We start from the raw sequence: 25235 nt of genomic DNA, 5'->3' as shown, positions 1-25235 counted from the left end.
CTCGTGCCACTCAATATCGGTATCTACGTTTATGACGACGTCGAGGTTCTCGACTTCGCTGGCCCCTACGAAGTGTTCACCACCGCAACACGCATGCACGCTCGCAACAGCCGCGATGACCGGCAGTTGTTCAATGTGTTCACCATCGGGCGCAGCACCGCACCAGTGCGTGCCCGCGCCGGGCTCAAGGTCGATCCGGACTTTTCGATCAACGACCATCCGGCCATCGACTGCCTGATCGTCCCGGGCGGGGTCGTGACCGCCGAACTGGAAAAACCCGACGTGATCCACTGGATCAGCGATCAGTCGGAACCCGGTCGCGTAGTGGCTGCCGTGTGCACCGGTGCCTTTCTGCTGGCCAGGACCGGCAAGCTGGCAGGCAAGCAAGTAACCACGCACTGGGAAGACATTGACGACCTCAAGGAAATGTTCCCTTCGGTAGACGTGCTCAGCACCCTGCGCTGGGTCGACGAGGGCTCATTTGTGACATCGGCAGGTATCTCCGCCGGTATCGACATGAGCCTTCACCTGGTAGAGCGCCTGCACAGTCGTGAATTGGCCGAACGCACGGCGCTGCAAATGGATTTCGACTGGACCGAGAACGACTGAGCCACTCAGTTCCCCTGCGGATACCCCTGAAGACGCCGTGCACCCGAAATGTGCATAGCCACGCCTTCAACCTGATAGCCAGCGTTCGCTTTACCCCCGCTTGAGACATTTATTCGAACGGCCGATATCCCGGCCAGTTCGGTGTTTCAGCGGGGGTTTCCTGTATTCCCGAGCCTTCGGCTCAGCGGCAGGGCCGCACCCACCTTTGCAAAACCAGAGTGCAGGACACATGAAAACCCATTTCTTCAAAGTCGTTCAAACCGTTGCCCAGCACGGTTCGTTCTCGGAGGCCGCAGCCATTCTGGGCTGCAGCCAGTCGAACATCAGCTATGCCATCAAGGAAGTCGAAGATTTTTTTGAAAAACGCCTGTTCATTCGCAGCCGTACGGGCTGCACCCTCACCCCTGAAGGCAAGGTCATCAACCAGACCCTCGGAAACATCATGGCCACACTCGAACAACTAAAAAAAATGGGGTCAGCGGCAGCGTAACCATTCATTACCACTCGCATATCCTCGAGACCAGCCTGAGCGCCTCGCTGGACTTTCTCGCCCATCACTACCCCGATATTCACTTGAACGTGCTGCACCGCTCCGAACAACACCCCTCGCTGGACGCGTTGATAAAGGAAGTAGCCGACATCCTCATCCTGCCCGGTACTGTCCTGAATGAGCATTATCTCGAGCATCATTGCTGGTCGGACCATTACGTGCTGGTGGCGGCGCGCAGCAAACAGGCAACGCCGCAAAGCTTCGCCGAGCTTTCGCAGGTGTCACGTTACGTGGCCTGGCGGCATCCCGGGGTCGAGCGTTTGCACCAGCAACTGGCATCGGCGCAGGTGCGGCTCAGTCAACGCGGCGAACTGACCTGTCTGGACACACTTCTGGATCTGGTCGCCAAGCGCCATTGCATTTCGATTCTGCCCAGGGCGTTGCTGAACGGGCGCTTCCGTGAGCTGGAGTCGATCCCGCTGCCGCTGACCGTGATGCGGCACATCAGTGTGGTGGCGCGGCCGGCCTCGCTGCTTTCCAATGCCGCCAATGCGGTGATTCAGGCACTGAAAAAGCCTCCTGTTGCCATCCCTCAACCTTATTGATGCCGCAAAACTTCGTCATAGCACGGTCGGCGAGCGTCAGACCGCGACATGAATGCAACGAATCGGGCCCGGTGGGCTCATATCCGTAAGCAATACATTCAGGACGCTCCGCTTGCGGAGCGTCTCAGGTCGCCGATTCGAGAGGAAGACTGGACGCTATGACGATACCGGACAAGCAGTACGTGGACTGGCTGGTCGAGCAATCGATGCTTAATGCCGCAAGACAGCGCGCCAAGACCTATTCGGGGCAGGGCAGGCTCTGGCAGCGTCCTTTCGCCCTTGCACGTCCCAGAGATGCATCCGCTATTGCGTCAGTCTGGTTCACCGCCTATCCGGCTTCTATCGTCACTCGCGAAGGCGGCTCGGTGCTGGAAGCGCTGGGTGATGAAACCCTCTGGCACGCGCTGTCGGAGATCGGCATTCAAGGCATTCACAACGGCCCGCTGAAGCTGTCCGGCGGGTTGAAAGGCCGCGAGCGGACCCCGAGTATCGATGGCAACTTCGACCGCATCAGTTTCGGCATCGACCCGGATCTGGGCACCGAGGCACAACTGTTGAGCCTGACGCGCATCGCCGCAGCGCACAACGCTGTGATCATCGATGACATCATCCCGTCGCACACGGGTAAGGGCGCAGACTTCCGTCTTGCCGAGCTGGCGTACGAGGATTACCCTGGCCTGTTTCACATGGTCGAGATCCGTGAGGAAGACTGGCCGCTGTTGCCTGAAGTGCCGACCGGGCGCGACGCCGTCAATCTGATGCCCGATGTGGTCGATCAGTTACGCGACAAGCATTACATCGTCGGCCAGTTGCAACGGGTGATCTTCTTCGAGCCCGGCGTCAAGGAAACCGACTGGAGCGCCACCGACGTGGTGCATGGCGTCGATGGCAAGGCCCGCCGCTGGGTCTACCTGCATTATTTCAAGGACGGTCAGCCTTCATTGAACTGGCTGGACCCAAGTTTTGCCGCGCAACAGATGATCATTGGTGATGCACTGCATGCCATTGATGTAATGGGCGCGCGGGTACTGCGTCTGGACGCCAACGGCTTCCTTGGCGTGGAGCGTCGCGCCGAAGGCACTGCCTGGTCGGAAAGCCATCCGCTGTCGATCACCGGCAACCAGCTACTCGCCGGTGCGATCCGCAAGGCGGGCGGTTTCAGCTTCCAGGAACTGAACCTGACCATCGATGACATCGCGTCCATGGGGCAGGGCGGCGCTGACCTGTCCTACGACTTCATCACACGACCGGCCTATCAGCATGCACTGTTGACCGGCACCACCGAGTTCCTGCGCTTGATGCTGCGTCAGGTGCATGCGTACGGCATCGATCCGGCATCGCTGATCCATGCCTTGCAGAACCACGATGAGCTGACTCTGGAGCTGGTGCATTTCTGGACGCTGCACGCCCACGACACCTTCCATTACCAGGGGCAGACGTTCCCGGGCAATATCCTGCGCGAGCACATCCGTGAAGAGATGTACGAGAAGTTGTCCGGTGAACACGCGCCGTACAACCTCAAGTTCGTCACCAATGGTGTCTCCTGCACGACGGCCAGCATCATCACCGCGGCGCTGGGCATTCGTGATCTCAGCACGATCAGCGATGCAGACATTCAGCAGATCCAGCACATCCACCTGCTGCTGGTGATGTACAACGCCATGCAGCCGGGCGTGTTTGCCTTGTCGGGCTGGGACCTGGTCGGCGCCTTGACGCTGCCGGCCGAGCAGGTCGACCACCTGATGCAGGACGGTGATACTCGCTGGATTCATCGGGGTGCCTACGATCTGGTGGATCTGGACCCGGAAGCTGAATTTTCTGCTGGTGACATGCCGCGTCCGAAGACGCTGTATGGCAGCCTGGTCAGTCAGCTCCAGCGACCTGATTCGTTTGCCTCGCAGCTCAAGAAAATTCTTGCTGTGCGCCGCGCCTACGACATTGCAGCAAGCCGCCAGATTCTGATTCCCGACGTCGAGCATCCAGGGCTGTTGGTCATGGTGCACGAGTTGCCTGCCGGCAAGGGCACGCAGATCACCGCGCTCAACTTCAGCTCAGAGACTATTGTCGAAACGCTGCACCTGCCTGGCATCGCGCCGGGTCCGGTGGTCGATATCATCAACGAGCGGGTCGAGGGCGATCTGACCGATCAGGGCGAGTTCACCATCACGCTGGATGCCTACGAAGGGCTTGCCCTGCGTGTGGTGAGCACCTTGCCGATCTAGGCGCCCCCTGGCTGCTGTTTCTTCAGACGATAGGCAAACTGGGCGCGACTCAGGCCCAGTAAACGCGAGGCGGCCGCCAGGTTGCCTTCGCTCTCGTTCAGCGCTTCGTGGATCAGGCGCTGTTCGAGATCGTCGATGGAGAATGCCTGGCCGGACTGCCCCAGAGTGTCCAGCAGTCTGGCAGTCGAGGCCTGCCGGGTTTCTGAAACAGAGGTCTGCCGCAACGCGCCCTCGGGGTTCAACGAGTAGGAGTCTTCCGGTAACGACTCGTTGCGGAAGATATGCACCAGATCAATGGCCTGGCCCTCGTCGCTGGCAATCAGCCCGCGCTCGATCAGGTTCTGCAGTTCGCGCACATTCCCGGCGAAGTCATAACGCAACAGCGTCTTCAACGCTCGCATGGTCAATCCGGCCGGCGTCCTGCCGTACTCCTGACAGAATCGTTTGAGAAAGGCGTTGATCAGCAATGGAATGTCATCGCGGCGTTCGCGCAACGGGGGCAGGGTGATCGGGTAGACATTCAGGCGATAGAACAGGTCCGCGCGGAACTCGCCATCGGCCACCGCCTTGCGCAAGTCGACGTTGGTCGCCGCCACCACCCGAACATTGACCTTGATGCCGTGGCCGCCCCCGACGCGTTCGATCTCCCGCTCCTGCAGGGCACGCAGCAGTTTGCTTTGCCCGGCCAGGCTCAGCGAGGTGATTTCGTCCAGAAACAGCGTACCGCCGTTGGCGCGCTCGAAACGCCCGGGCCTTGAGTGCGTCGCCCCGGTGTATGCCCCACGCTCGACACCGAACAGCTCGGCTTCGATCAGGTTATCGGGAATGGCTGCGCAGTTGAGCGCCACGAACGGGCCTTCGCGGTTGCGGCTGAGCTGGTGCAACTGGCGGGCGAACATTTCCTTGCCGACGCCGGATTCACCGCTGATCAATACAGTTGCCGGGGTCATTGCCACACGCTGCAGTGCCTGGGTGGCGGCATTGAATGCGGCGCTGGCACCAATCAGCGGCTGCTCGGTGCCGGTGGGTGGGCTTGCGTCATGGTTCGCTTTTGCCAGCGGAGGAGTTTGTTCAGGGGCAGGTGGTTTGACCACGCTCAGGTAGCCCAGGTCGCGTTCGACGTCGCCCCATTGTTCTGCGGTCTTGCCAACGACCCGGCAGGTCGCGTGGCCCATGCCGCGGCACTCCACTTCGCGGAAGACCACCATTTGCCCGAACAGGCCGCTGACAAAACCGATGGCGTAGCCGATTTCGGTCCAGCACACCGGATCCTGCCCGATGCCGTACGCCGCGACATGCTCGTCGGCTTCGCAGGAGTGGTGCCAGAGAAACTCCCCTTCGTAGAACCCGGACTCGGCGTCGAACTTGAAGTGCAACGGCTCGACCTTGGTCATGCCTTCCAGCGTGTGCAAGTGCGTACCGGCACGAAACGCCGATGTGGCATCAGCCAGTGGCCAGCGTTCGCGAATCAGCCGGGCGTCGCGCGCGCCAGACAGATAACCGGCGCGGGTGAACATTCCGCGTGCCTGCTCCTGCCCCAGACGCTCGATGATCTCGCGGCGCAAGGTGCCGAACGATGAGGTGTGCAGCAGCAACATGCGCTGATCGTTGAGCCAGATGCGCCCATCGTCAGGCGAGAAGAACAGGCAACCGGTCAATTCCTCGGCGGTGGGCGAGCCACTGGCGTCTGGCTGACTACTGTCGCCGCGAGGCAGGAAGTGCTCAGTGGAGACGCTGTGGTCGGGAAGCTCGCAGTGAGGAATTCTCATTCTTGTACCTCGGCCCGGCATTGGTCTAAATGATCAAATCATGACTCGATTAATAAACATAACTTCATCAAATGAACAAGCTCGGCCGCGTAGGATTTCCGGTCCTTGATGTTTGCTCAGTTAATGAGGTTGCCGAAAAGCCTTGTCCCAGAGCGGTTTAGCGACTATATGACAACCTGATAGCAATCCCGGCACAGGCTTTGCTCAGGCCTGTTTACGGCGCGTGCTGTCCATTGGAGTGGAGCAGGCGATTACAACCATAAAAGCCGGAGTCTGAATATGTCAGCGTCTGATGGCACCCCCCTGTTGCACCGCGCGATTGAAGCCGAATGTGTATTCAATGGCGACTGGATTCCTTCCTCATCCCCGTTATTGCCTGTCATCGAGCCTGCGACCGGCGAGCTGTTGATGAACACTGCCATGGCTGACGCGGCGGATATCGCCGTTGCCTGTCGGGAAGCTGCGCTTGCACAGCCTGCCTGGGCGGCGCTGGGGCCTCGTGAAAAGGCTGAAATATTTTTGCTGGCCGCTGATCACGCGGTCTGCGCGTTCGATGAACTGGCTTTGTATGTGGCCCGCGAGAGCGGCGGCAGTCTGCATAAGGGCCAGCACGAAGTGAATGAGGCCATTGTGTTGCTGCGCCAGGCCGCGGGCATGCTTTCGCAGGCTCATGGTCACGGTCTGATGCTGCCCAGCGCCGCCGGTCGCCTGTCTTACGCACGGCGCGTTGCGCACGGTGTGGTGGGGGTGATTTCGCCGTTCAATTTTCCATTGGTGCTGTCCATGCGCTCGGTCGCTCCGGCGCTTGCGGCTGGCAATGCCGTGGTGCTCAAGCCTGACCCGCAGACGCCGATCAGTGGCGGTTTCCTGATCGCCAGGCTGTTCGAGGAAGCCGGGCTGCCCAAAGGGCTGTTGCATGTGTTGCCGGGGGCGGCGGATGCAGGTGAAGCGCTGTGCCGCGACACCAACGTACAGATGATCACGTTTACCGGTTCAACTGCGGCCGGACGCAAGGTTGCCGAGACTGCCGGGCGCAACCTGAAGAAAGTGTCGCTGGAATTGGGAGGCAAAAACCCGCTGGTCATTCTCGAAGACGCCGACCTTGATCTGGCTGCCAGCAATGCAGCGTTCGGAGCCTGGCTCCATCAGGGGCAGATCTGCATGGCCACCGGCCTGATTCTGGTTCACGAATCGATTGTCGCCGATCTTACCCGCAAGCTGGCAGACAAGGCGCGGGCGTTGACGGTCGGTAATGCGGCACGCGGGGAAGCTGCGTTGGGGCCGCTGATCAATAAACGCCAGTTGCAGCACGTCCACCAGGTGGTCAGCGACAGCCTGCAAGCCGGTGCGCAGCTGGAAACCGGCGGCGAATATGAGGGCCTGTTCTATCGCCCTACAGTGCTCAGCGGCGTGAAGCCCGGTATGCGTGCCTTCGAGGAGGAGATTTTCGGCCCGGTGGCCGTTGTGGTCAGCTTTTCCACCGATGAGGAAGCCATTGAACTGGCCAATCGCTCTGAATATGGTCTGGCCGCTGCCGTTATTTCCCCGAATGTGGGCCGCGCCACGGCGATTGGCGACCGACTGCGGTGCGGCATGCTGCACATCAATGACCAGACCGTGGCCGATGAGTGCATCAACTCGTTCGGCGGGCGCGGAGCGTCGGGCAACGGCTGCAGCGCAGGCAGCCCTTCAGACTGGGAGGAGTACAGCCAGTGGCAGTGGGTGACGGTAAAGAATCAGGCGCCGACCTATCCATTCTGAGTGTGCCCGGGCTTCTATGCTTTATTGCAAGTAGCGATGTGATGCAGCGACAAAACGTGATCCAACAACAATAAGAGCGCGTGACTATGAACCTGAATAATAAAACACTGATCGTTACGGGTGTGTCCTCCGGAATTGGCGCTGAGCTGGCGAGGGTGGCGCGCTTTCAAGGTGCCAGAGTGATTGGCATCGATCGCCATGAACCGCAACTGACCGTGGACGGATTCTTCCAGGCGGACCTGGCTGATCCTGACAGTATCAATGCGCTGGTCGAGCGCTTGCCCAGGCAGATCGACGCCTTGTGCAACATCGCCGGCGTGCCTGGCACTGCGCCGGTTCAGGCGGTTGCCCGAGTCAATTACCTGGGGCTGCGCCATCTGACCCAGTGTCTGCTGCCGCGCATGGCCCCGGGCGGCAGTATCGTCAACGTATCGTCGATACTCGGTGACCAATGGGCTAAACGGCTGGAACTGCACAAGGCGCTGGCCGCCACTGAAAGCTATAGCGAAGGGCAGGCGTGGCTGGCAGCCAATCCGGTCGCTCAAGAGACCTGTTACCAGTACTTCAAGGAGGCGCTGATTGTCTGGAGCTTTCAGCAGTCGCAAGAGTGGTTTCGCGAGCAGTCGGTGCGTGTCAACTGCGTCGCGCCGGGCCCGGTGTTCACACCTATTCTGGGGGATTTTGTCAGCATGGTCGGCCAGGAACGGGTTACCCGTGACGGCTTGCACATGAAGCGTCCTGCGCTGGCCGACGAGGTGGCCGAGGTGATTGCGTTTTTGTGTTCCGACGCATCGCGCTGGATCAACGGTGTCAACTTGCCGGTAGACGGAGGGCTGGCAGCTTCTTACGTGTAATGGCTGCAAGCGGTGCAACCCCGACGACACGCTCGTGGCGTCGGGGATATTGAAAAACAACAACAATAAGTACAGGAATCACAAGATGCCCAAGTCTATCTTGCGTACCGTTGCGACCGTATCAATCATCGGCCTTTCATCAACCGTCCATGCCTATGACTTGCCCGGCCTTAATCTGGGCAACACCAGCTTCTACGACGGATCGCCAGCTCCGGCAGGGCCAGGCTGGTATCTGGAGGAGTACCTTAACTACGCCAGGGCCGATCGCTTCAATGACGTGAATGGCGACAAACTGCAACTTCCCAAGCAGGATGTGGATGTACTGGCCGTGACCACGCAGCTGATTTACGTCGGCCAGCCTTTGGCCAATGGCGCGATGCCGGGTATTACCGCAATCAACACGTCGCTGGCGCATGCCGACGTGGACGATGGTCTGGATAACACCGTGCTGAGTTCGCGCGCAGGGTTTGGTGATGTGATCATCGGCCCGTTTCTGCAATTACCGACGATCACTCGTGCTGACGGCAGCCCGCTGTTGACCCAGCGTATCGAGGCGGACATTGCGATCCCGGTTGGTGCCTACAATCGCAATCGCTCGATCAACCCTGGCAGCAACTTCTGGTCGTTCAACCCGTACTACGCCGCGACTTACTGGTTTTCCCCAAAATGGTCGGCCAGCGGACGTTTCATGTACTTGTGGAACGGCAAGAACGACGACCCGCAAGCCGGGTTCGGCAATGTCTCCGACACTCAGGCAGGTCAGGCGCTGCATGCCAACCTGACCGTGCAATACGCAGTGACCGAACAGCTCTCGCTGGGTCTCAATGGCTACTGGCTCAAGCAGTTCACGGACACCCAGGTGGATGGCCATGATGTCAGTGGCCGCAAGGAAAAAGTCTGGGCCATCGGCCCCGGCTTCCTGTATGCCTTCAGCAAGGAGAACGTCCTGACGGTCAACAGCTACTTCGAACAGGGCGCGGAAAACCGCACCGAAGGCAACAAGCTGGTGCTGAATTTTCTGCACAAGTTGTAAGGCATTACTCGTCTTATAGCTATCGGCCAATGCGTAGTGTGCAGTTCCTGGCGCTACGCAGAGTGCTCGGCGTTATCCAGATGACTATCGTGCCAATGCTCCGCGTTGGCATGCATTGGGTGACGCTCCGCGTCACAAATCTGCAGCCTTGCGCGGTATCAAGGGCGAAGCAGTCTCAGGCTTTGGTGCTGCCTGTATCTCGGGCCGGATTGAATGATGAATCACGGCTGCAATGTGACGCAGAGCGTCACGAAATGCATTACCACGCGGAGCGTGGGAACGAGAACTATCGGGATTTCAGCTATGTTTTCGGGCTCTTCAAGACTTGTGCATGACGATGGACATAGCGACCTGATCACCTCGACTCCGCAGCCTTGAGCTCACGCTTCTCGAGGGCGACCGACCTGGACAGCACCGTGATCGCCGCCAGTGCGGCAATCACCAGGCCGGGTGAGGTGGCCAACAGTACGCCAGCAGTTCCCGCACCGGCTCCGAGCAGATGCCCGGCAGCCAAAGGGCCGGCCACAGAGCCGAGGCGGCCGATGGCTACCGCAGCGCCGACACCGGTGGCACGTACCGAAGTCGGGTACGAAGGAGGAGCCAACGCATACAGCACCAGTTGCGCAGCCATGACAAATACCCCGGCAGCAAACCCGGCAATTGCCATCGGCACGATGCCGACCGACACGCCCACGCCCGCCAACGCAGCCAGCAAACCGGCGTAGACGAACAGCACGACCTTGGTGCCGTTGCAGCGATCCAGCAACAGCCCGCCCAGTAGCGAGCCCAGCGCGCCGCCAATATTGAACAGCATCTGCACCAGGCCCGCCTGAGGTTTGCTGAAACCCTGGCCGATCAACAGCGACGGCAGCCAGTTGAGCAGCATGTACATGACGGTCAGGGTAAAAAAGTAGCCGACCCACAAGGCCAGTGTCGTGCGAGCTCTGCCTTCACCGAACAGTGCGCTGGCACTTGAATGCCGGACAGCGCTGGCAGTCGTCTGCTGTTTAAAGGCGCTGGATTCGGGCAGTAACAGGATCATCAACGGGACCACCAGCAGTGGCACCAGACCACCGATGATGAAAGTTGTCTGCCAGTGCTCGCTGGCAAACATCGCGACCACCGCAGCCAAGGCTCCGCCCAGCGGAACGCCCGCATACATGACGCTGATGGCGAGCCCGCGATGGCGTTCGCCGACAGCTTCGGCGCACAAGGCGATCAGGTTGGGCAGCGCAGCCCCCAGCCCCAGGCCGGTCATGAAGCGCACCAGCAACAGGGCAGAAAAGCTTTCGACATAAGCAGTGCTCAGCGAGAAGACCCCGAACAGCAGTACTGCGCTTACCAGAATCTTCTTGCGGCCGATGCGATCCGCAATCCAGCCGCCAAAAAAAGCGCCCGGCAGCAGCCCGATGATCCCTGCACTGAATACCCAGCCCATCATTTTCGGGTCAAGGGCAAAGCTTTGACGAAGTCCCGCCGCCGCCGTCCCGGCAGCCTGCAGGTCGAAACCTTCGATGAGTGCGACGATAAAACACAAGATGATGGTCAGCGTCGAACGACGCAACGAACTGTTCATGGCAAGCCTCATTGTTGTTTTTGTTGTGGAGAAAAGCCTGTTCCCGAGCGCCGACGAGGCGTTGTGACAGGTGTTGATCAAGGTAACAAAAATAACTAAAAAATGAATCCGGACCAATAATTCAATAAAATCAGGAATTAGTCTTTTTAAAACATTGAGTTAGGTAGGTATTTAAAGAGTGCTAGTCAAGTAGTTAACATTATTAATGTTCGATTATCGGTCAATCTGGATTGACGTCGATACGAAATCCTCCAATTCTCCTTCCACGGACCTGCGGCCAGCGCCGGACCGAATCCAAAAACAACAACAATAAGTGGACATCCAACATGCCAACGCTCACTCGTGGTGCAGCAACAGCTGTGTCAACTCTCTTTTTCCGTGGAAAAAATTGCGGTCTCGCGCTGGGCCTGCTGGGCGTCAGCGCTATACCTGACCTCGCACAGGCTCAGGGGCTTCTGGAGGACAGCCACGGCACCTTGACGCTGCGCAATTATTATATGGACCGTGATTACAAGGACGATGGTGCCAAAACAGCCACACGGGAGTGGGCGCAGGGGTTCATTATCAACGCCGAATCCGGCTTTACAGAAGGACCGGTGGGCTTCGGTCTTGATGCGCGAACGCTGGTGGGTGTAAAGCTTGATTCCTCGCCAGACCGCAGAGGTACCGAGCTATTGCCGGTATCGGCCAGCGACGGACGGGCTGCTGACGAGTATTCACGACTGGCGCTGACCGGCAAACTTAAATTCCGCGAAACCACAATCAAGACGGGCGACGTGTCGATTTTTCTGCCGTTTGCTTTCGCCAGCCCCTCGCGCCTGTTGCCACAGACCTTTCGGGGCACGACGCTGACTTCAAAGGACATCGAAGGCTTGACCTTCAATGCCGGCTATATCGACCGGGTCAACAAGCGCGACTCCAGCAACTATCAGGCGATGACCATCGCGTCGCCGAACCGACGCTTCAATGGTGCAGCAACGTCATCGCACATGGTTTATGCCGGGGGCGACTATCAGGTCAACAAGGAGCTCAGCGTACGCGCGTATCACGCTGAAGTGGCTGATCTTTATACTCAGAACACGCTCGCACTATTGCACAAAATGGCAATCGGCGATGGCGTGCTGACCACTGATCTGCGCAGCTTTTTCAGTAGCGACACGGGCAGCGCGAAAGCCGGAGAAGTGGATAACCAGAACCTGTCGGCGCTGTTGGGCTACAAGTGGGGAGGACACAGCGTCAGTCTTGGCTATATGCATTCGAGCGGCGATACCGCTACACCCTATGTATCGGGTACCGAACTGATGGGGTTGAGCGAGATGACCATGAGTTCTGATTTTCTCAATGCCAGGGAGCGTACCTGGCAAGCCATTTACGACTATGACTTCACTGCCGTGGGGCTTGTCGGGTTACGCAGTCGCCTGCGTTATGTGCGCGGCGACAACATCGAACTGGCCGCTTTCAATGCCGATGATCGCAAGGAGCGTGAGTTTCAGATGGAGCTGGGCTACGTCGTTCAGAGCGGCCCGCTGAAGAATATAGGCCTGCTGGCGCGCAAGTCGATCTATCGCAACGACTTCCCCGCAGGCGCCGCCTTTCGCGATGAAAACCAGACGCGCTTTATTGTCCAGTACAGCTTGCCGCTTTGGTAATCAGCCCGTCATCGACGGCAAAAATCGCCGTCGATGACGGATTTTTACGATTGGTAAACCTTTTTCAGCAGCCTGAGAAGGTCCTGACGTTCCTGGTTATTCAGCGCTGAAGTGGAATCGAGGTCACTGTCGATGGCGATCTGTTTCAGTTCGCGCAGCAATGTCTCGCCGCTCTTGCTGAGGAAGATGCCATACGAGCGTTTGTCCGGCTTGCAACGAACCCGCACGGCCAGCGCGCGTTCCTCGAGTTTGTTCAGCAAGGGGACGACCTGGGGTGGCTCGATTGCCAGAGCCTTGGCCAGATCCGCCTGCATGAGGCCGGGGTTTTGCTCAATGATCGCCAGCGCCGAGAACTGCGCCGGGCGCAGGTCGTGGGCGGAAAGACGTCCGATCAGGTTCTGGAACAGCTTGAGCTGTGCCCGGCGCATGGCATAACCGATCAGATCATCCAGCGCAGAATCCGTTGGCAAAGCTGCTTCGGCAACCTGTGCGGAGGCCTGGCAAATGTCGGCAATGTCGGATGGCTTGGCCATTGAAAGTGCAGTCCTTTTGATGGGGTGGGTCAATCAGCCGATCAGTTTGCCGAGGTTAGCGAACGATAGCTATGGGGTATACGTCACTGTGACCAGTGTATGCAGGCGGAGTGCCGACTTTTTAATTAATACCGATAACAGTTAATTGACATAACTATATTTGCCGTTTAGCTTTGAGCTATCGTCAAGCCAAGAACAAGAGAGTATCGCCATGAGCAAGTACGAAGGTCGCTGGAAAACCGTCAAGGTCGAGATCGAGCAAGGCATCGCGTGGGTCATCCTCAATCGGCCTGAAAAGCGCAATGCCATGAGCCCGACCCTGAACCGTGAAATGATCGATGTGCTGGAAACACTCGAGCAGGATCCCGACGCAGGTGTTCTGGTGTTGACCGGTGCGGGCGAGGCCTGGACTGCCGGCATGGACCTCAAGGAGTACTTTCGTGAGGTGGACGCCGGACCGGAGATTCTTCAAGAAAAAATCCGTCGCGAGGCCTCCCAGTGGCAATGGAAGATGTTGCGCATGTACGCCAAACCGACCATCGCAATGGTCAACGGCTGGTGTTTCGGTGGGGGCTTCAGCCCGCTGGTGGCATGTGACCTGGCGATCTGCGCCGATGAAGCGACCTTCGGGCTGTCGGAAATCAACTGGGGTATACCGCCTGGCAACCTGGTGAGCAAGGCTATGGCCGATACCGTGGGTCATCGCCAGTCGCTTTACTACATCATGACCGGCAAGACCTTCGATGGTAAGAAAGCCGCTGAAATGGGGCTCGTCAATGAGAGCGTGCCGCTGGCACAACTGCGTCAGGTGACCATCGACCTGGCCCTCAATCTGCTGGAAAAGAACCCGGTGGTACTGCGCGCCGCCAAGCACGGCTTCAAGCGCTGCCGCGAACTGACCTGGGAGCAGAACGAAGACTACCTGTATGCCAAACTCGATCAGTCACGCCTGCTGGACAAGGAAGGCGGGCGCGAGCAAGGCATGAAGCAATTCCTCGACGACAAGAGCATCAAGCCAGGGCTGGAAGCTTATAAGCGGTAACAAGCTACAAGCGTGAGGCTTTGACTTGAGGCTTGTATTTCAAGGTTTGAGGCTGCTCTTGAACAACAATAACAAAGAGGAATGATCATGCTGGACGTGCCCCTGCTGATCGGCGGCCAGTCGTGCCCCGCCCGTGATGGACGTACATTTGAACGCTGCAACCCGGCGACAGGCGAAGTGGTTTCGCGTGTGGCCGCAGCGACCCTGGAAGATGCCGATGCGGCAGTCGCGGCTGCTCAGGCTGCGTTCCCCGCCTGGGCGGCGCTGGCACCCGGCGAGCGTCGAGCGCGTCTGCTCAAGGCTGCCGAGCAGTTGCAGGCGCGCAGTGGTGAATTTATCGCTGCCGCTGGCGAAACCGGCGCAATGGCTAACTGGTATGGCTTCAACGTACAGCTGGCCGCCAACATGCTGCGCGAAGCCGCGTCGATGACCACGCAGATTAACGGTGAAGTCATTCCCTCCAATGTGCCCGGCTGCTTTGCCATGGCGCTGCGCCAACCCTGCGGCGTGGTGCTCGGCATCGCACCGTGGAATGCGCCGGTGATTCTTGCTACCCGCGCCATCGCCATGCCGCTTGCCTGCGGTAACACCGTGGTGCTCAAGGCATCGGAGCTCAGCCCTGCAGTGCATCGGCTGATCGGTCAGGTATTGCAGGACGCCGGGCTGGGCGATGGTGTCGTCAACGTGATCAGCAATGCGCCTGCCGATGCTGCGGCGATTGTCGAGCGTCTGATCGCCAACCCGGCCGTGCGTCGAGTCAATTTCACCGGTTCGACCCATGTGGGGCGTATCGTCGGTGAGCTTTCGGCACGCCATCTGAAACCGGCACTGCTTGAGCTGGGTGGCAAGGCACCGTTTCTGGTGCTGGACGACGCTGATCTGGACGCGGCGGTGGAAGCGGCCGCGTTTGGGGCCTATTTCAATCAGGGCCAGATCTGCATGTCCACCGAACGGTTGATCATTGATCGGAAGGTGGCGGATGCCTTTGTTGCGAAACTCACCGCCAAGATCGAAACGTTGCGTGCCGGCAACCCGGATGACAGTGAGTCGGTGCTGGGGTCGCTGGTAGATGTCGGGGCTGGCACGCGCATCAAGGCGTTGATCGACGACGCCGTGGGGCTGGGCGCAACGCTGGTGATTGGCGGGCAGTTACAGGGCAGCATTCTGCAACCGACGCTGCTCGATGGCGTGACTGACACCATGCGCCTGTACCGCGAAGAGTCCTTCGGGCCGGTGGCTGTGGTGATCCGTGGCGACGGTGACGAGGCGTTGCTGCGGCTGGCCAATGATTCGGAGTTCGGCCTCTCGGCGGCGATTTTCAGTCGCGACACCAGCCGCGCTCTGGCGCTTGCGCAGCGAGTCGAGTCGGGGATCTGCCACATCAACGGACCGACTGTGCACGATGAGGCGCAAATGCCTTTTGGCGGGGTCAAGTCCAGCGGGTACGGCAGTTTCGGCGGCAAGGCTTCTGTCGAGCATTTTACCCAGTTGCGCTGGGTGACCTTGCAAAACGGGCCGCGGCACTACCCGATCTGAATCCTCCGGTGCCGGCGTCGCCGAACTGTTGCAAAAAACCGTGTCGCCGGTAAGTCAGGCATAACAATAACAAGGCTGCAGCCTGTGCTGCTACGCCCCGCCCGAACCGCTGCAAGCCGTTGGGTGTCTGCGTACCTTGATGGAGAGAACGCACGTGAGTTCCGATATCAGATCATCAACGCTGCACAGTGAAGATAGCTCACCACGCTATCGCCAGGTCTCCATCGGTCACCCGCACATCGAGGTGCGGGAAGAGCAGGGCATTTTGCATATGCGTGCCCTGGAACCACTGGCGCAATTGCCCGATCGCTTGCTCGACCGATTGGTGCACTGGGCCAGCATCCGTCCGCAGCAAACCTTTATTGCCGCCCGCGACAGCCGTGACGGCTGGCGCAAGGTCAGTTACGCCGACATGCTCACAGACGTTCGCGCCATTGCGCAGAGCCTGTTGGCGTATGGGTTGTCCGCCGAACGGCCGTTGGCGCTGCTCTCGGGTAACGACATCGAGCATTTGCAGCTTGCACTGGGTGCCATGTACGCGGGTATTCCCTATTGCCCAGTATCACCAGCGTATTCAGTCATGTCCCAGGATTTCGCCAAGCTACGGCATGTTTGCGAAGTGTTGCAGCCAGGGCTGGTATTTGTCAGCGACGCCGCGCCGTTTCAGCGCGCCATTGACGCGGTCATTCCAGCTGATACGCCGATCATCACTGTACGCGGCCAACTCGCTGGCAGGCGTCCACTGAGCTTCGCCAGCCTGTTCGATCAGCCTGGCGGCCGTGAAGCCGAGGCGGCTTTTCTGGCCAGTGGTCCTGACAGTATCGCCAAGTTCCTGTTCACCTCGGGCTCGACCAAACTGCCCAAGGCCGTAGTGACCACGCAGCGCATGCTGTGTGCCAATCAACAGATGCTGCTGCAGACATTTCCGGTGTTCGGCGAAGAGCCGCCCGTGCTGGTCGACTGGCTACCGTGGAATCACACCTTCGGCGGCAGCCATAACCTCGGTATCGTGTTGTACAACGGTGGCACGTTCTATCTGGACAACGGCAAACCGACCGTCCAGGGTTTTGCCGAAACCCTGCGCAACCTTAAGGAAATCTCGCCGACGGCCTACCTGACCGTGCCCAAGGGCTGGGAAGAGCTGGTCAACGCGCTGGAGCAGGACGCCGAACTGCGTGAGCGATTCTTCTCGCGCATGAAACTGTTCTTCTTCGCCGCAGCCGGCCTGTCGCAAAGTATCTGGGATCGCCTTGACCGTGTCGCCGAGCAGCATTGTGGCGAACGGATTCGCATGATGGCCGGGTTGGGCATGACCGAGGCTGCGCCTTCCTGCACGTTCACCACCGGACCGCTGTCGATGGCTGGCTATATCGGCTTGCCTGCGCCCGGTTGCGAAGTGTGTCTGGTGCCGGTGGACGGCAAGCTGGAAGGCCGTTTCCGCGGTCCGCACATCATGCCCGGCTACTGGCGCTCGCCGCAGCAGACTGCCGACGTATTCGACGAAAACGGTTTTTATTGCTCCGGCGATGCGATCAAGCTCGCCGATCCTGCGGCACCCGAGCTGGGCCTGATGTTCGACGGGCGTCTGGCCGAGGACTTCAAACTGTCGTCCGGCGTGTTTGTAAGTGTCGGACCCATGCGCAACCGTGCAGTGCTGGAAGGCTCGCCGTACGTGCAGGATGTGGTCATCACCGCGCCTGATCGCGAATGCCTGGGTGCGCTGGTGTTTCCAAGGTTGCACGAATGTCGCCAATTGGCCGGGCTGGATGCACAGGCTTCTGATACACAGGTGTTGGCCAGTGCGCCGGTACGTGCGTGGTTTGGCGAATGGCTGACCCGCCTGAACCAAGGTGCGAATGGCAATGCCAGCCGTCTGGAGTGGATCGTGCTGCTTGACGAACCCGCGTCTATTGACCGTGGCGAAATCACCGATAAGGGTTCGATCAACCAGCGTGCGGTGCTGCAGTGGCGGGCAGAAACAGTCGAAGCGCTTTATCGTGATCAGTCCCCGGACAAAATCAGTGCCGAGCCGACGGCATGAGCAGCGGCGGGCAATATCTGGCGTTCAGCGACGTGGCCATTGTCGACGCAGTGCGTACGCCGTGGGTCGATCTGGGCGGCGCTCTGGGGCATATTTCACCCATCGATCTGGGTATAAAGGTCGGTCGTGAGGTTCTGGCGCGTGCTGCCATTCAGCCTGATCAGGTCGACAGCGTGCTGGCTGGCTCAATGGCGCAAGCCAGTTTCGATGCGTACCTGCTGCCCCGGCATATCGGCCTGTACAGCGGCGTCGCGCAAAGCGTTCCGGCGCTGGGCGTGCAACGCATCTGCGCCACAGGTCTCGAACTGTTGCGTCAGGCTGCTCAGCACGTGAGTGAAGGCGGGCAGATGGCGCTGTGCGTTGCTGCCGAATCGATGTCGCGCAACCCGATTGCGGCCTATACCCATCGCGACGGTTTCCCGCTGGGCGGTGCCGTGCAGTTCAAGGACTTTCTCTGGGAAGCGTTGTACGACCCGGCACCGGCAATGGACATGATCGCTACGGCGGATAATCTTGCAAAACGTTACGGCTTGAGCCGTGAAGCCGTCGACGGTTATGCATTGCTCAGCCATCAGCGCGCACTGCAATCGCAGCTTGGCGGCCAATGGGCTGGCGAAATTGTGCCGGTCAACAGCCAGCGCTTTGAGCTGGAGGGGTATCAGCCGCGCGGAATCGAGTTGCCGCGAGGGGTTGAAACGGTCACACAGGACAGCCATCCGCGAGCAACCACCCTGGCGGCTTTATCCCGTTTGCGCGCCATTCATGCTGATGGTGTGCAGACCGCAGGCAACAGCTGTGCGGTGGTCGATGGCGCGGCCGCGGCGTTGGTGGGCAGCGCTTCGCAGTCACAACGGCCTGTATTGGCGCACCTGCTGGCCAGTGCTGTGATTGGCGTCGCTCCGGAGTTCATGGGCATTGGCCCGACGCCTGCCATCCAGCTGTTATTGCAGCGCAGCGGGCTGGCGCTGAGCGACATTGGCCAGCTGGAAATAAACGAAGCGCAGGCGGCCCAGATGCTGGCGGTGACACAAACGCTGGAACTGGACAACGAACGACTCAACTGTCTGGGCGGTTCACTGGGCTTGGGCCACCCGTTGGCTGCCACCGGATTGCGTCTGGTCATGACTCTGGCGCGGCAATTGCGCGAAAAAAACCTGCGCTACGGGATTGCCGCCGCCTGCGTAGGCGGCGGGCAGGGCATGGCGCTGCTGATCGAGAATCCGGCATTTATTGCCCGCTGAGCCTGCCCCCCTTATCCATGACTCGAAAACGACACTCAGCCATTTAAAGCGCTGCACTTGACGCAGGTCATCCTTTAGCGCTTGACCGAATTGAAGTGAACAGTGACTCTCGCGTCTCTCAACACTACGGAACCCGTCTATGCGTGCCCTCGCTGAGCTTTCTTTCGATTTCGTCTGGCATTTGATGTTCACGGATGACGATCAGCTCGACCAGGATCTGGCGGTACGCTCGCTGGAAAATCTGTCTGACTACTTTTCGGCGATGTCCGACGAAGAGAAAAGAGCGTTCATCGCTGTGGCGCATGAACGCAAGGCCCGTCTTTTTGCAGTGCCCGATGCCGATGGCTACTCGCCAATGCTGCACGCCACTGAAGACCAGGCGCAGTTTCTTGATCATGTAGTGTCCGGACAGTTCTTCCAGCAGTTTGAAGAGCCCGCGGCTGTTTATGCCAGCGACCGCGTGGTACCGATTCGCAGCAGCTGAGCTGCCGGCTGCGGCTAGTCGCGTGCAGTTTCCGGCAACCTGGCAATCACCTTGATTTCAATAATTCCTGCCCGGCTCAACGCCGCGCCGACAGCTGCTGCGGTGCCAGAAACGCATCGTGAAAATAGTTACGAAACGCCTGCATCGCCGGGCTCAACTCGCGCTCGCGGTGCCAGGCCAGGCCGACGCTCATTGGCGTTACCGAGTCGGTGACAGTCAACGTTTCAATACGTTTGCCTTCAAGCGACCAGGGACGATGCACCAGGTCGGAGAGAATCGCCACGCCGCTGCCGTTGGCGACCATGCTGCGCACTGCCTCCACGGAGCTGGTGCGCACTCTGACATTGGGTCGTTGGCCGGCCAGTTCCCAGTAGCGCATTGCACTTTGCTCTGCTTCGTCGACCGTCAGCAGGATATAGGGCTCTTGTGCCACATCGGCAAGGCTCACGGCGGCGCGCTGGCACAGCGGGTGATGGCTGGACAGCCATAGGCGGCGTTCGGAGTTGAACAGTGTCTCCGAGACGATATCCGGGTGAGTGATGTTGGCTGTCAGCACCACCGCCATATCGAAGCGCCCCTCCAGCAGACCCTGTTCGATGGCTTGCCGTTCGCGTTCATGAACCTCGATGGCTACATCGGGGTGCCAATGTTCCAGACGTTGCAGGTGGTGAGGCAGAAAGTAGCCAATCACGGTGTAGCTGGCGGCCAGGCGCAATACGCCGCTGGCGCGAATATCGGGTAGCGGGCTGTTCAGCGCATCATCGACGCTGCGCAGGATCACGTAGGCCCGGTTCAGAAAATGTCGACCCGCTTCGGTCAGGCTCATGCCCTGAGTCGAGCGCTGGAACAACAGCGTGCCGAGCATGCTTTCCAGTTCCTTGATTGCCGTGGTCACCGCAGACTGGGAAATGTTCAGGTGAATGGCCGCCTGCGAGATTTGCCCGATCTCGGCCGTTGCCACGAAATAACGAACCTGGCGCAACGTCAGGGACATAAGCACTCCAATTGGTGGGTATCTGTTTTTCAGAAGATGATGTATCTGTAAATAGATCTACCCAAGGGGTGCGAGCGAATCTAACGTGTTTTGCAGGAAGCCGGATAGCTTCTTTTCCGGATTGACCCTTGACTCGATAGCCTCAGGAGCAAACGCCATGCAGGTGGATTTCAACTCGGACATGGGTGAAAGCTTCGGCGCGTGGACCATTGGTGACGGCGTCGATAACGAATTGATGGCCTTCATCAGTTCCGCCAACGTCGCTACCGGTTTTCACGCGGGTGACCCCGGCACGATGCGCCGTACCATAGAACAGGCGAAACAGCTGGGCGTTGCCATTGGCGCGCACCCCGGGTTCCGCGATCTGGTCGGCTTCGGACGGAGGCACATCAACGCAGCGCCGCAGGAACTGGTCGATGACATGCTCTACCAGCTGGGGGCGTTGCGTGAGCTGGCGCGGGTTCAGGGCGTGACATTGCAGCATTTCAAACCCCATGGGGCGCTGTATATGCACCTTGCCCGGGATGAAGCCGCTGCCCGTCTGCTGGTGGAAAACCTTCAGCGCCTGGAGCCTGAATTGCTGCTTTACTGCATGCCCGGTTCGGTTATCTGCAAGATCGCTCAGGAACTCGGTCAGCCGGTCATTCGCGAGTTCTACGCTGATCGCGACTACGACTTGAGCGGCTCCATCGTCTTCACCCGTAATGTGCGTGCGCATGACCCGGCCGAGGTCGCGGCACGCGTGGTTCGCGCGTGCCAGCAAGGTCTGGTGCGCACCGTCGAGGGCGAGGACCTGAGCATTGAATTCGATTCGATCTGCCTGCACAGCGACACGCCGGGCGCTCTGGCCCTTGCCGAAGCGACCCGCAAGGCGCTGGACGCTGCCGGGATCACGGTGCGCAAGCCGCGCTGAGTCAAATGGCATCGTGTGCACAGACACAGGAGCCACGTTACTGATATTCGCCTGCCGTTCTACAACAAATTCAACAAGGAACAGACATGGCTGATCCGATTCGCTACAGCTTTGGCGCTGATGAACACCTTTTCGCGGAGGTCAGCGAGAGTATGTCGCTGGAGGCCTTTTTCAAAGGGCTGGCGGTGACCCGTGCGGTCGAGCGTCTGGAGCTGGACGGTGTACTGGACGTATGCCTGGCCAACGCGTCCTTCCAGATTCGCTTCGACCCGGACCGTATTGCACCGCATGCCTTGCTTGAGGCAGTGAGAGCGGCCGAGGCCGATGCAGTGGCCGAACGTACGCTGCAAACCCGCATCATCGAGATTCCGGTGCTTTACAACGATCCGTGGACCCGTGAAACCCTGATGCGTTTTCGTGACCGCCACCAGGATCCGGGTTCGACGGACCTGGAATACGCTGCGCGCATCAATAACCTGGCGGATGTCGATGCTTTCATTGCTGCTCATAGCGGCGCGCCGTGGTTCGTCTCGATGGTCGGTTTTGTGGCTGGTCTGCCATTCATGTTTCAGATGGTCGAACGCGAGCGCCAACTGCAAGTGCCCAAATACCTGCGGCCACGTACCGATACACCCAAGCTTACGCTGGGTCATGGCGGCTGCTTCGGCTGCATCTACTCGGTGCGCGGAGCGGGTGGCTACCAGATGTTCGGCGTCACGCCCGCGCCGATCTACGATCCGCAGCAGGGTCTGGCTTATCTGAAAGAGCACATGGTGTTTTTCCGGCCGGGCGACATCGTCCAGTTCAAACCGGTTGATCGGGACACCTATGACGCGGCCGTTGCAGAGGTCGAAGCCGGGCGCTTCGATTTGCGGATTCGTCCGGTCGAGTTTTCCCTGGATGCCTTTCTGGCTGATCCCGCTGGTTATCCCAAGTCGTTGCAGGAGGTGCTGGCATGATCAAGGTGCTCAAACCCGGTCTGGCGACCTCGGTGCAGGATCTTGGCCGCGAAGGCTATTACCACCTGGGCATTCCGCCCTCCGGTGCGCTTGACCAGTACGCGCTCAGCGCTGCCAATCAACTCGTTGGCAACCCACCCGGTGCCGCCGGGCTTGAATGCACATTGCTTGGGCCGGAGCTGGAGTTCCAGTGCGATACATTGGCCGCTGTCTGTGGTGCACACATGGCGGCGCGCCTCGACGGGGTGGAAATGCACCACGACACCGCCTTTGCGGTAAAGGCCGGGCAGGTGCTGCGTTTCGACTTCCCAAAGGACGGCGCCCGCACCTATCTGGCGGTTGCCGGGGGGATTGATGTGCCGCTGGTGCTGGGCAGTCGGTCGACTTACACGCTGGGTGCGCTTGGCGGTTTTCAGGGCCGCCGACTGATGGCTGATGACCAGTTGCCAATAGGCATTCCCGGCGGCAAGGGGCGGGCTGGGGCGAGCTTGCCGATGGCTTTGCGCCAGTCTTTGGGTGGGGAAGTGTATTTGCGTGTGGTGCCGGGCCTGTATTACGAACGTCTGACCGAATTCGCAGCCACCAGCTTTTTCTCAGAGTCCTGGAGCGTAGGCTCGGAAGCCGACCGCATCGGTTATCGCTTCAAGGGGGGCAGGGCGTTGACATTCCAGCCCAGGGAGCAGCCTTTCGGGGCAGGCTCGGATCCATCGAATATCGTCGACAGCTGCTACCCGATCGGTTCGATTCAGGTGCCTGCCGGGCTGGAGCCGATTGTCCTGCACCGTGACGCGGTGTCTGGCGGAGGCTACGCGATGATCGGCACGGTGATCAGCGCCGACCTCGACCTGATTGGTCAGATGCAACCCAACCAGAAGGCTCGATTCGTGGCGGTAACGCTGGAGGAAGCGCTGGAGGCGCGAAAGTCGTACAAGAAGAAGCTGGCGTGCCTGAGCAAACTGTTTCCTTCATAGAAGCGGTCAAAGAGCCTGCAGTTGCTCAAACATTTTCGTACGGCACACATCGAGTATTTCGTCTGCCAGTGGCGAGTCGTTCGGGCAACTGCGCGATAGCAGCAGCGCGCCCAGTGCATGGGCAAACATATCGATGGTGTTTGCCCGCGCATGTTTCCATTCGTTGTCGCCAGGAGACGTGCCTGCGGGAGCCAGGGCGGCAAGTATGCTCTCGATACCCTCGGCGAAGGTTGCCTTGACGTCGTCTGACTGACGTGCGGCATCAGCGCTGAGTGCGGCCATCGTGCAGCCGGTGCCTGGGTTATCCCGGTGCTCTCTGGACAGGTAGTACTCGATGAACTGCGCAGGATCGACGTCTTTCGATTGCTCCACGGTTCGCGAGATGGCGCAGGCTGCCGATTCGGCCATCAGGTCGGACTTGGAGCCGAAGTGCTTGTAGAACCCGCCGTGGGTAAAGCCCGCTGCGGCCATCAGGTCTGCAACCCCGACACCGTCAAAGCCGTGCTCGCGAAACTGAACGGATGCCGTCTCGACAATGTGTGCCCGGTTGGCCTGGGCCTGCGCCTTGGTGACTCTCATGTGGTTTGCCTCTCTTGCCTGCTTGGTTTTTTCCCGTCCGGGTTCGGCAGGGTGTGAATATAGCATTGATGCTGACCGTCATCAAAAACGTTGACAGTTAAGATGCTGATCGTAATCATAACCGCTCAAAGCTGACTGATAGCTGTCCACCTTGTTTCTCAGCAACAGGATCGCACCACGGGCGATCCTCAATCGGCAGGAGAAAACCATGTAATACAGAACGTTTGGCAAAACCGGGCTCAATGTTTCGCAATTGGCGCTGGGCACAGGAAACTTCGGCACGGGCTGGGGCTACGGTGCCGACCCGGTTGCCAGCAAGGCAATTTTCAAAGCCTATGCAGAGGCGGGTGGCAACTTCATCGATACTGCAGACATTTATCAGTTCGGTCAGTCCGAAGAGTTACTCGGTACGCTGCTGGAAGGCCGACGCGATGATTTCGTGCTGGCGACCAAATTCACCAACGGCGCCTCGGCCAATCCCGGCCGACTGACGATCGGCAACAACCGCAAGGCAATGGTCAGCTCTGTGGAGGCAAGTCTCAAGCGCTTGAAGACGGACCGCATCGACATCTATTGGGCGCACCACCCAGACGCTGTTACACCCATCGAGGAAATTGTCAGAGGGTTTGAAGATCTGGCGCGTGCAGGGAAGATCCTCTATGCAGGCCTGTCCAATTTCCCTGCATGGCGGCTTGCTCGCGCGGTTACGCTGGCCGAAATCAGCCGCGCATTACCGATTGCAGCCGCTCAGTTCGAACACAACCTGGTGCATCGCGAGCCGGAGGCCGATCTTTTTCAGGCGTCTTACGCGCTTGGCCTTGGCGTCGTGACCTGGTCACCTCTGGGGGGTGGCATGCTGACCGGCAAATACCGCAAGGGGGAGAGCGGGCGCGCTGAGGGGTTTGGCGGCAAGGTGTTCCAGCCTGAGAACTCGGCGCAGCGCACCCGGATTCTCGATACTGTTCTGGCAGTTGCCGATGAGCTTGGCGTCAGCGCGGGTCAGGTAGCCATTGCCTGGGCAGGTTCGCACGGCGCTGTTCCTATCATCGGCCCCCGTTCGCACGAGCAGATTGCCGATAATCTGGGTGCCTTGTCGCTGACGCTGGCTGACGAACAGATTCAACGGCTCGATGCGGTCAGTAGTCTGGACCCCTCCGCTGGACCAAGGTCGGCGGCTGATTGGTCGGATGAGACTCGCGCAAGGGGAGTTGCCTGAGTTGTTGGCTTGGCTCGGATAGTTGGTTGCCCGCCGCCAAATGAGCGGCTGGGAGCCCTTCCAGGCGCAGCTTCGCCGCATGAATGCGGTGCTTGCGTGCCTTGGCGAAAGTGGTGATCTTCGCCTCAGCGTTGAAAGTGTTAGCGTATTCCCCGCGT

General features: G+C 59.5%; 22 protein-coding genes. 17 read left to right on the top strand and 5 right to left on the bottom strand.

Annotated features, from left to right (window positions below; all coding sequences use genetic code 11):
* Positions 1-3: 3 nt before the first annotated feature.
* From RYC17_RS00770 to treS, 4 genes are all read left to right on the top strand, one after another.
* Positions 4-609, top strand: a complete 606-nt coding sequence (locus tag RYC17_RS00770; protein ID WP_005734627.1) for a DJ-1/PfpI family protein — start codon at positions 4-6, stop codon at positions 607-609.
* A gap of 229 nt (positions 610-838) precedes the next feature.
* A complete protein-coding gene (locus tag RYC17_RS00765; protein WP_002553444.1) occupies positions 839-1099 on the top strand; it encodes a LysR family transcriptional regulator in 261 nt (86 codons plus the stop codon).
* Positions 1100-1134: 35 nt separating this feature from the next.
* The gene (locus RYC17_RS00760) at positions 1135-1704 is read left to right on the top strand and encodes a LysR substrate-binding domain-containing protein (RefSeq protein WP_230018864.1); all 570 of its coding nucleotides are present in this window, start codon (positions 1135-1137) and stop codon (positions 1702-1704) included.
* Between the two features lie 158 nt (positions 1705-1862).
* Positions 1863-3926, top strand: coding sequence for a maltose alpha-D-glucosyltransferase (gene treS, locus RYC17_RS00755; RefSeq protein WP_122259962.1), 2064 nt, complete (start codon positions 1863-1865; stop codon positions 3924-3926).
* Here the strand turns inward: treS and RYC17_RS00750 are convergent.
* Positions 3923-5695: a sigma 54-interacting transcriptional regulator gene (locus RYC17_RS00750; protein WP_316902184.1), complete on the bottom strand. Its 1773-nt coding sequence runs from the start codon at positions 5693-5695 to the stop codon at positions 3923-3925. The two genes, treS and RYC17_RS00750, sit on opposite strands and share 4 nt — an antisense overlap.
* 279 nt (positions 5696-5974) lie before the next feature.
* Between RYC17_RS00750 and RYC17_RS00745 the strand changes: the two genes are divergently transcribed.
* The 3 genes from RYC17_RS00745 (at position 5975) to RYC17_RS00735 (ending at position 9343) form a co-directional block, all read left to right on the top strand.
* Positions 5975-7456: a benzaldehyde dehydrogenase gene (locus RYC17_RS00745; RefSeq protein WP_058402860.1), complete on the top strand. Its 1482-nt coding sequence runs from the start codon at positions 5975-5977 to the stop codon at positions 7454-7456.
* An 86-nt stretch (positions 7457-7542) separates the two neighbouring features.
* Positions 7543-8310 carry a coniferyl-alcohol dehydrogenase gene (locus RYC17_RS00740; RefSeq protein ID WP_122280994.1) on the top strand — a complete coding sequence of 256 codons (768 nt, stop codon included), beginning with the start codon at positions 7543-7545 and terminating at the stop codon, positions 8308-8310.
* Between the two features lie 85 nt (positions 8311-8395).
* Entirely contained in the window at positions 8396-9343 is a 948-nt protein-coding gene (locus tag RYC17_RS00735) for a transporter (protein WP_044323274.1), read from the top strand.
* 355 nt (positions 9344-9698) lie between these two features.
* Here the strand turns inward: RYC17_RS00735 and mhpT are convergent, their stop codons facing one another.
* On the bottom strand, positions 9699-10919 hold the full coding sequence (gene mhpT, locus RYC17_RS00730) for a 3-(3-hydroxy-phenyl)propionate transporter MhpT (RefSeq protein ID WP_316902182.1): 1221 nt from the start codon (positions 10917-10919) through the stop codon (positions 9699-9701).
* A gap of 326 nt (positions 10920-11245) precedes the next feature.
* On the opposite strand from mhpT, the gene RYC17_RS00725 reads away from it, so the two are divergent.
* Complete coding sequence (locus RYC17_RS00725; RefSeq protein ID WP_316902181.1) at positions 11246-12568, top strand: OprD family porin; 1323 nt, start codon at positions 11246-11248, stop codon at positions 12566-12568.
* A 44-nt stretch (positions 12569-12612) separates the two neighbouring features.
* Here RYC17_RS00725 and RYC17_RS00720 read toward each other — a convergent pair whose 3' ends face one another.
* Entirely contained in the window at positions 12613-13101 is a 489-nt protein-coding gene (locus tag RYC17_RS00720; protein ID WP_058402865.1) for a MarR family winged helix-turn-helix transcriptional regulator, read from the bottom strand.
* A gap of 211 nt (positions 13102-13312) precedes the next feature.
* On the opposite strand from RYC17_RS00720, the gene RYC17_RS00715 reads away from it, so the two are divergent.
* The 5 genes from RYC17_RS00715 to RYC17_RS00695 all read left to right on the top strand — a co-directional run bounded on the left by RYC17_RS00715 (position 13313) and on the right by RYC17_RS00695 (position 19445).
* Positions 13313-14143, top strand: coding sequence for a p-hydroxycinnamoyl CoA hydratase/lyase (locus RYC17_RS00715; protein WP_058402866.1), 831 nt, complete (start codon positions 13313-13315; stop codon positions 14141-14143).
* A gap of 87 nt (positions 14144-14230) precedes the next feature.
* Positions 14231-15679 carry an aldehyde dehydrogenase gene (locus RYC17_RS00710; RefSeq protein WP_316888819.1) on the top strand — a complete coding sequence of 483 codons (1449 nt, stop codon included), beginning with the start codon at positions 14231-14233 and terminating at the stop codon, positions 15677-15679.
* 154 nt (positions 15680-15833) lie between these two features.
* On the top strand, positions 15834-17720 hold the full coding sequence (locus tag RYC17_RS00705) for a feruloyl-CoA synthase (RefSeq protein ID WP_316902178.1): 1887 nt from the start codon (positions 15834-15836) through the stop codon (positions 17718-17720).
* The gene (locus RYC17_RS00700) at positions 17717-18961 is read left to right on the top strand and encodes a thiolase family protein (RefSeq protein ID WP_122259952.1); all 1245 of its coding nucleotides are present in this window, start codon (positions 17717-17719) and stop codon (positions 18959-18961) included. The genes RYC17_RS00705 and RYC17_RS00700 overlap by 4 nt, the downstream gene beginning before the upstream one ends.
* A 139-nt stretch (positions 18962-19100) precedes the next feature.
* Entirely contained in the window at positions 19101-19445 is a 345-nt protein-coding gene (locus tag RYC17_RS00695) for a hypothetical protein (RefSeq protein ID WP_057402539.1), read from the top strand.
* A gap of 76 nt (positions 19446-19521) precedes the next feature.
* Here RYC17_RS00695 and RYC17_RS00690 read toward each other — a convergent pair whose 3' ends face one another.
* On the bottom strand, positions 19522-20439 hold the full coding sequence (locus RYC17_RS00690; protein ID WP_230016256.1) for a LysR family transcriptional regulator: 918 nt from the start codon (positions 20437-20439) through the stop codon (positions 19522-19524).
* A gap of 157 nt (positions 20440-20596) precedes the next feature.
* Here RYC17_RS00690 and RYC17_RS00685 point away from each other — a divergent pair, with 157 nt between their 5' ends.
* From RYC17_RS00685 to RYC17_RS00675, 3 genes are all read left to right on the top strand, one after another.
* Complete coding sequence (locus RYC17_RS00685) at positions 20597-21352, top strand: 5-oxoprolinase subunit PxpA (RefSeq protein ID WP_057402540.1); 756 nt, start codon at positions 20597-20599, stop codon at positions 21350-21352.
* An 86-nt stretch (positions 21353-21438) separates the two neighbouring features.
* Complete coding sequence (locus RYC17_RS00680) at positions 21439-22311, top strand: allophanate hydrolase subunit 1 (protein WP_316902175.1); 873 nt, start codon at positions 21439-21441, stop codon at positions 22309-22311.
* Complete coding sequence (locus RYC17_RS00675; RefSeq protein WP_044318781.1) at positions 22308-23282, top strand: biotin-dependent carboxyltransferase family protein; 975 nt, start codon at positions 22308-22310, stop codon at positions 23280-23282. Before RYC17_RS00680 ends, RYC17_RS00675 begins: the two co-directional genes overlap by 4 nt.
* A gap of 6 nt (positions 23283-23288) precedes the next feature.
* Here the strand turns inward: RYC17_RS00675 and RYC17_RS00670 are convergent, their stop codons facing one another.
* Positions 23289-23861 carry a TetR/AcrR family transcriptional regulator gene (locus RYC17_RS00670; protein WP_316902172.1) on the bottom strand — a complete coding sequence of 191 codons (573 nt, stop codon included), beginning with the start codon at positions 23859-23861 and terminating at the stop codon, positions 23289-23291.
* A gap of 253 nt (positions 23862-24114) precedes the next feature.
* Between RYC17_RS00670 and RYC17_RS00665 the strand changes: the two genes are divergently transcribed.
* Entirely contained in the window at positions 24115-25077 is a 963-nt protein-coding gene (locus RYC17_RS00665) for an aldo/keto reductase (RefSeq protein ID WP_316902171.1), read from the top strand.
* Positions 25078-25235 lie beyond the last annotated feature (158 nt).

Source organism: Pseudomonas syringae group sp. J248-6 (assembly GCF_032586995.1).
GTDB classification, from domain to species: domain Bacteria; phylum Pseudomonadota; class Gammaproteobacteria; order Pseudomonadales; family Pseudomonadaceae; genus Aquipseudomonas; species Aquipseudomonas amygdali.
This window is presented reverse-complemented; position numbering and strand designations above follow the sequence as displayed.

Bases quoted from the DNA above. Each gene is read 5' to 3' on its own strand.
- RYC17_RS00685 (WP_057402540.1), top strand. From the start codon at position 20,597: ATGCAGGTGGATTTCAACTCGGACATGGGTGAAAGCTTCGGCGCGTGG.
- RYC17_RS00675 (WP_044318781.1), top strand. From the start codon at position 22,308: ATGATCAAGGTGCTCAAACCCGGTCTGGCGACCTCGGTGCAGGATCTT.
- treS (WP_122259962.1), top strand. From the start codon at position 1,863: ATGACGATACCGGACAAGCAGTACGTGGACTGGCTGGTCGAGCAATCG.
- RYC17_RS00680 (WP_316902175.1), top strand. From the start codon at position 21,439: ATGGCTGATCCGATTCGCTACAGCTTTGGCGCTGATGAACACCTTTTC.
- RYC17_RS00710 (WP_316888819.1), top strand. From the start codon at position 14,231: ATGCTGGACGTGCCCCTGCTGATCGGCGGCCAGTCGTGCCCCGCCCGT.
- RYC17_RS00720 (WP_058402865.1), bottom strand. From the start codon at position 13,101: ATGGCCAAGCCATCCGACATTGCCGACATTTGCCAGGCCTCCGCACAG.
- RYC17_RS00750 (WP_316902184.1), bottom strand. From the start codon at position 5,695: ATGAGAATTCCTCACTGCGAGCTTCCCGACCACAGCGTCTCCACTGAG.
- RYC17_RS00740 (WP_122280994.1), top strand. From the start codon at position 7,543: ATGAACCTGAATAATAAAACACTGATCGTTACGGGTGTGTCCTCCGGA.
- RYC17_RS00670 (WP_316902172.1), bottom strand. From the start codon at position 23,861: ATGAGAGTCACCAAGGCGCAGGCCCAGGCCAACCGGGCACACATTGTC.
- RYC17_RS00765 (WP_002553444.1), top strand. From the start codon at position 839: ATGAAAACCCATTTCTTCAAAGTCGTTCAAACCGTTGCCCAGCACGGT.
- RYC17_RS00700 (WP_122259952.1), top strand. From the start codon at position 17,717: ATGAGCAGCGGCGGGCAATATCTGGCGTTCAGCGACGTGGCCATTGTC.
- mhpT (WP_316902182.1), bottom strand. From the start codon at position 10,919: ATGAACAGTTCGTTGCGTCGTTCGACGCTGACCATCATCTTGTGTTTT.
- RYC17_RS00715 (WP_058402866.1), top strand. From the start codon at position 13,313: ATGAGCAAGTACGAAGGTCGCTGGAAAACCGTCAAGGTCGAGATCGAG.
- RYC17_RS00745 (WP_058402860.1), top strand. From the start codon at position 5,975: ATGTCAGCGTCTGATGGCACCCCCCTGTTGCACCGCGCGATTGAAGCC.
- RYC17_RS00695 (WP_057402539.1), top strand. From the start codon at position 19,101: ATGCGTGCCCTCGCTGAGCTTTCTTTCGATTTCGTCTGGCATTTGATG.
- RYC17_RS00735 (WP_044323274.1), top strand. From the start codon at position 8,396: ATGCCCAAGTCTATCTTGCGTACCGTTGCGACCGTATCAATCATCGGC.
- RYC17_RS00690 (WP_230016256.1), bottom strand. From the start codon at position 20,439: ATGTCCCTGACGTTGCGCCAGGTTCGTTATTTCGTGGCAACGGCCGAG.
- RYC17_RS00725 (WP_316902181.1), top strand. From the start codon at position 11,246: ATGCCAACGCTCACTCGTGGTGCAGCAACAGCTGTGTCAACTCTCTTT.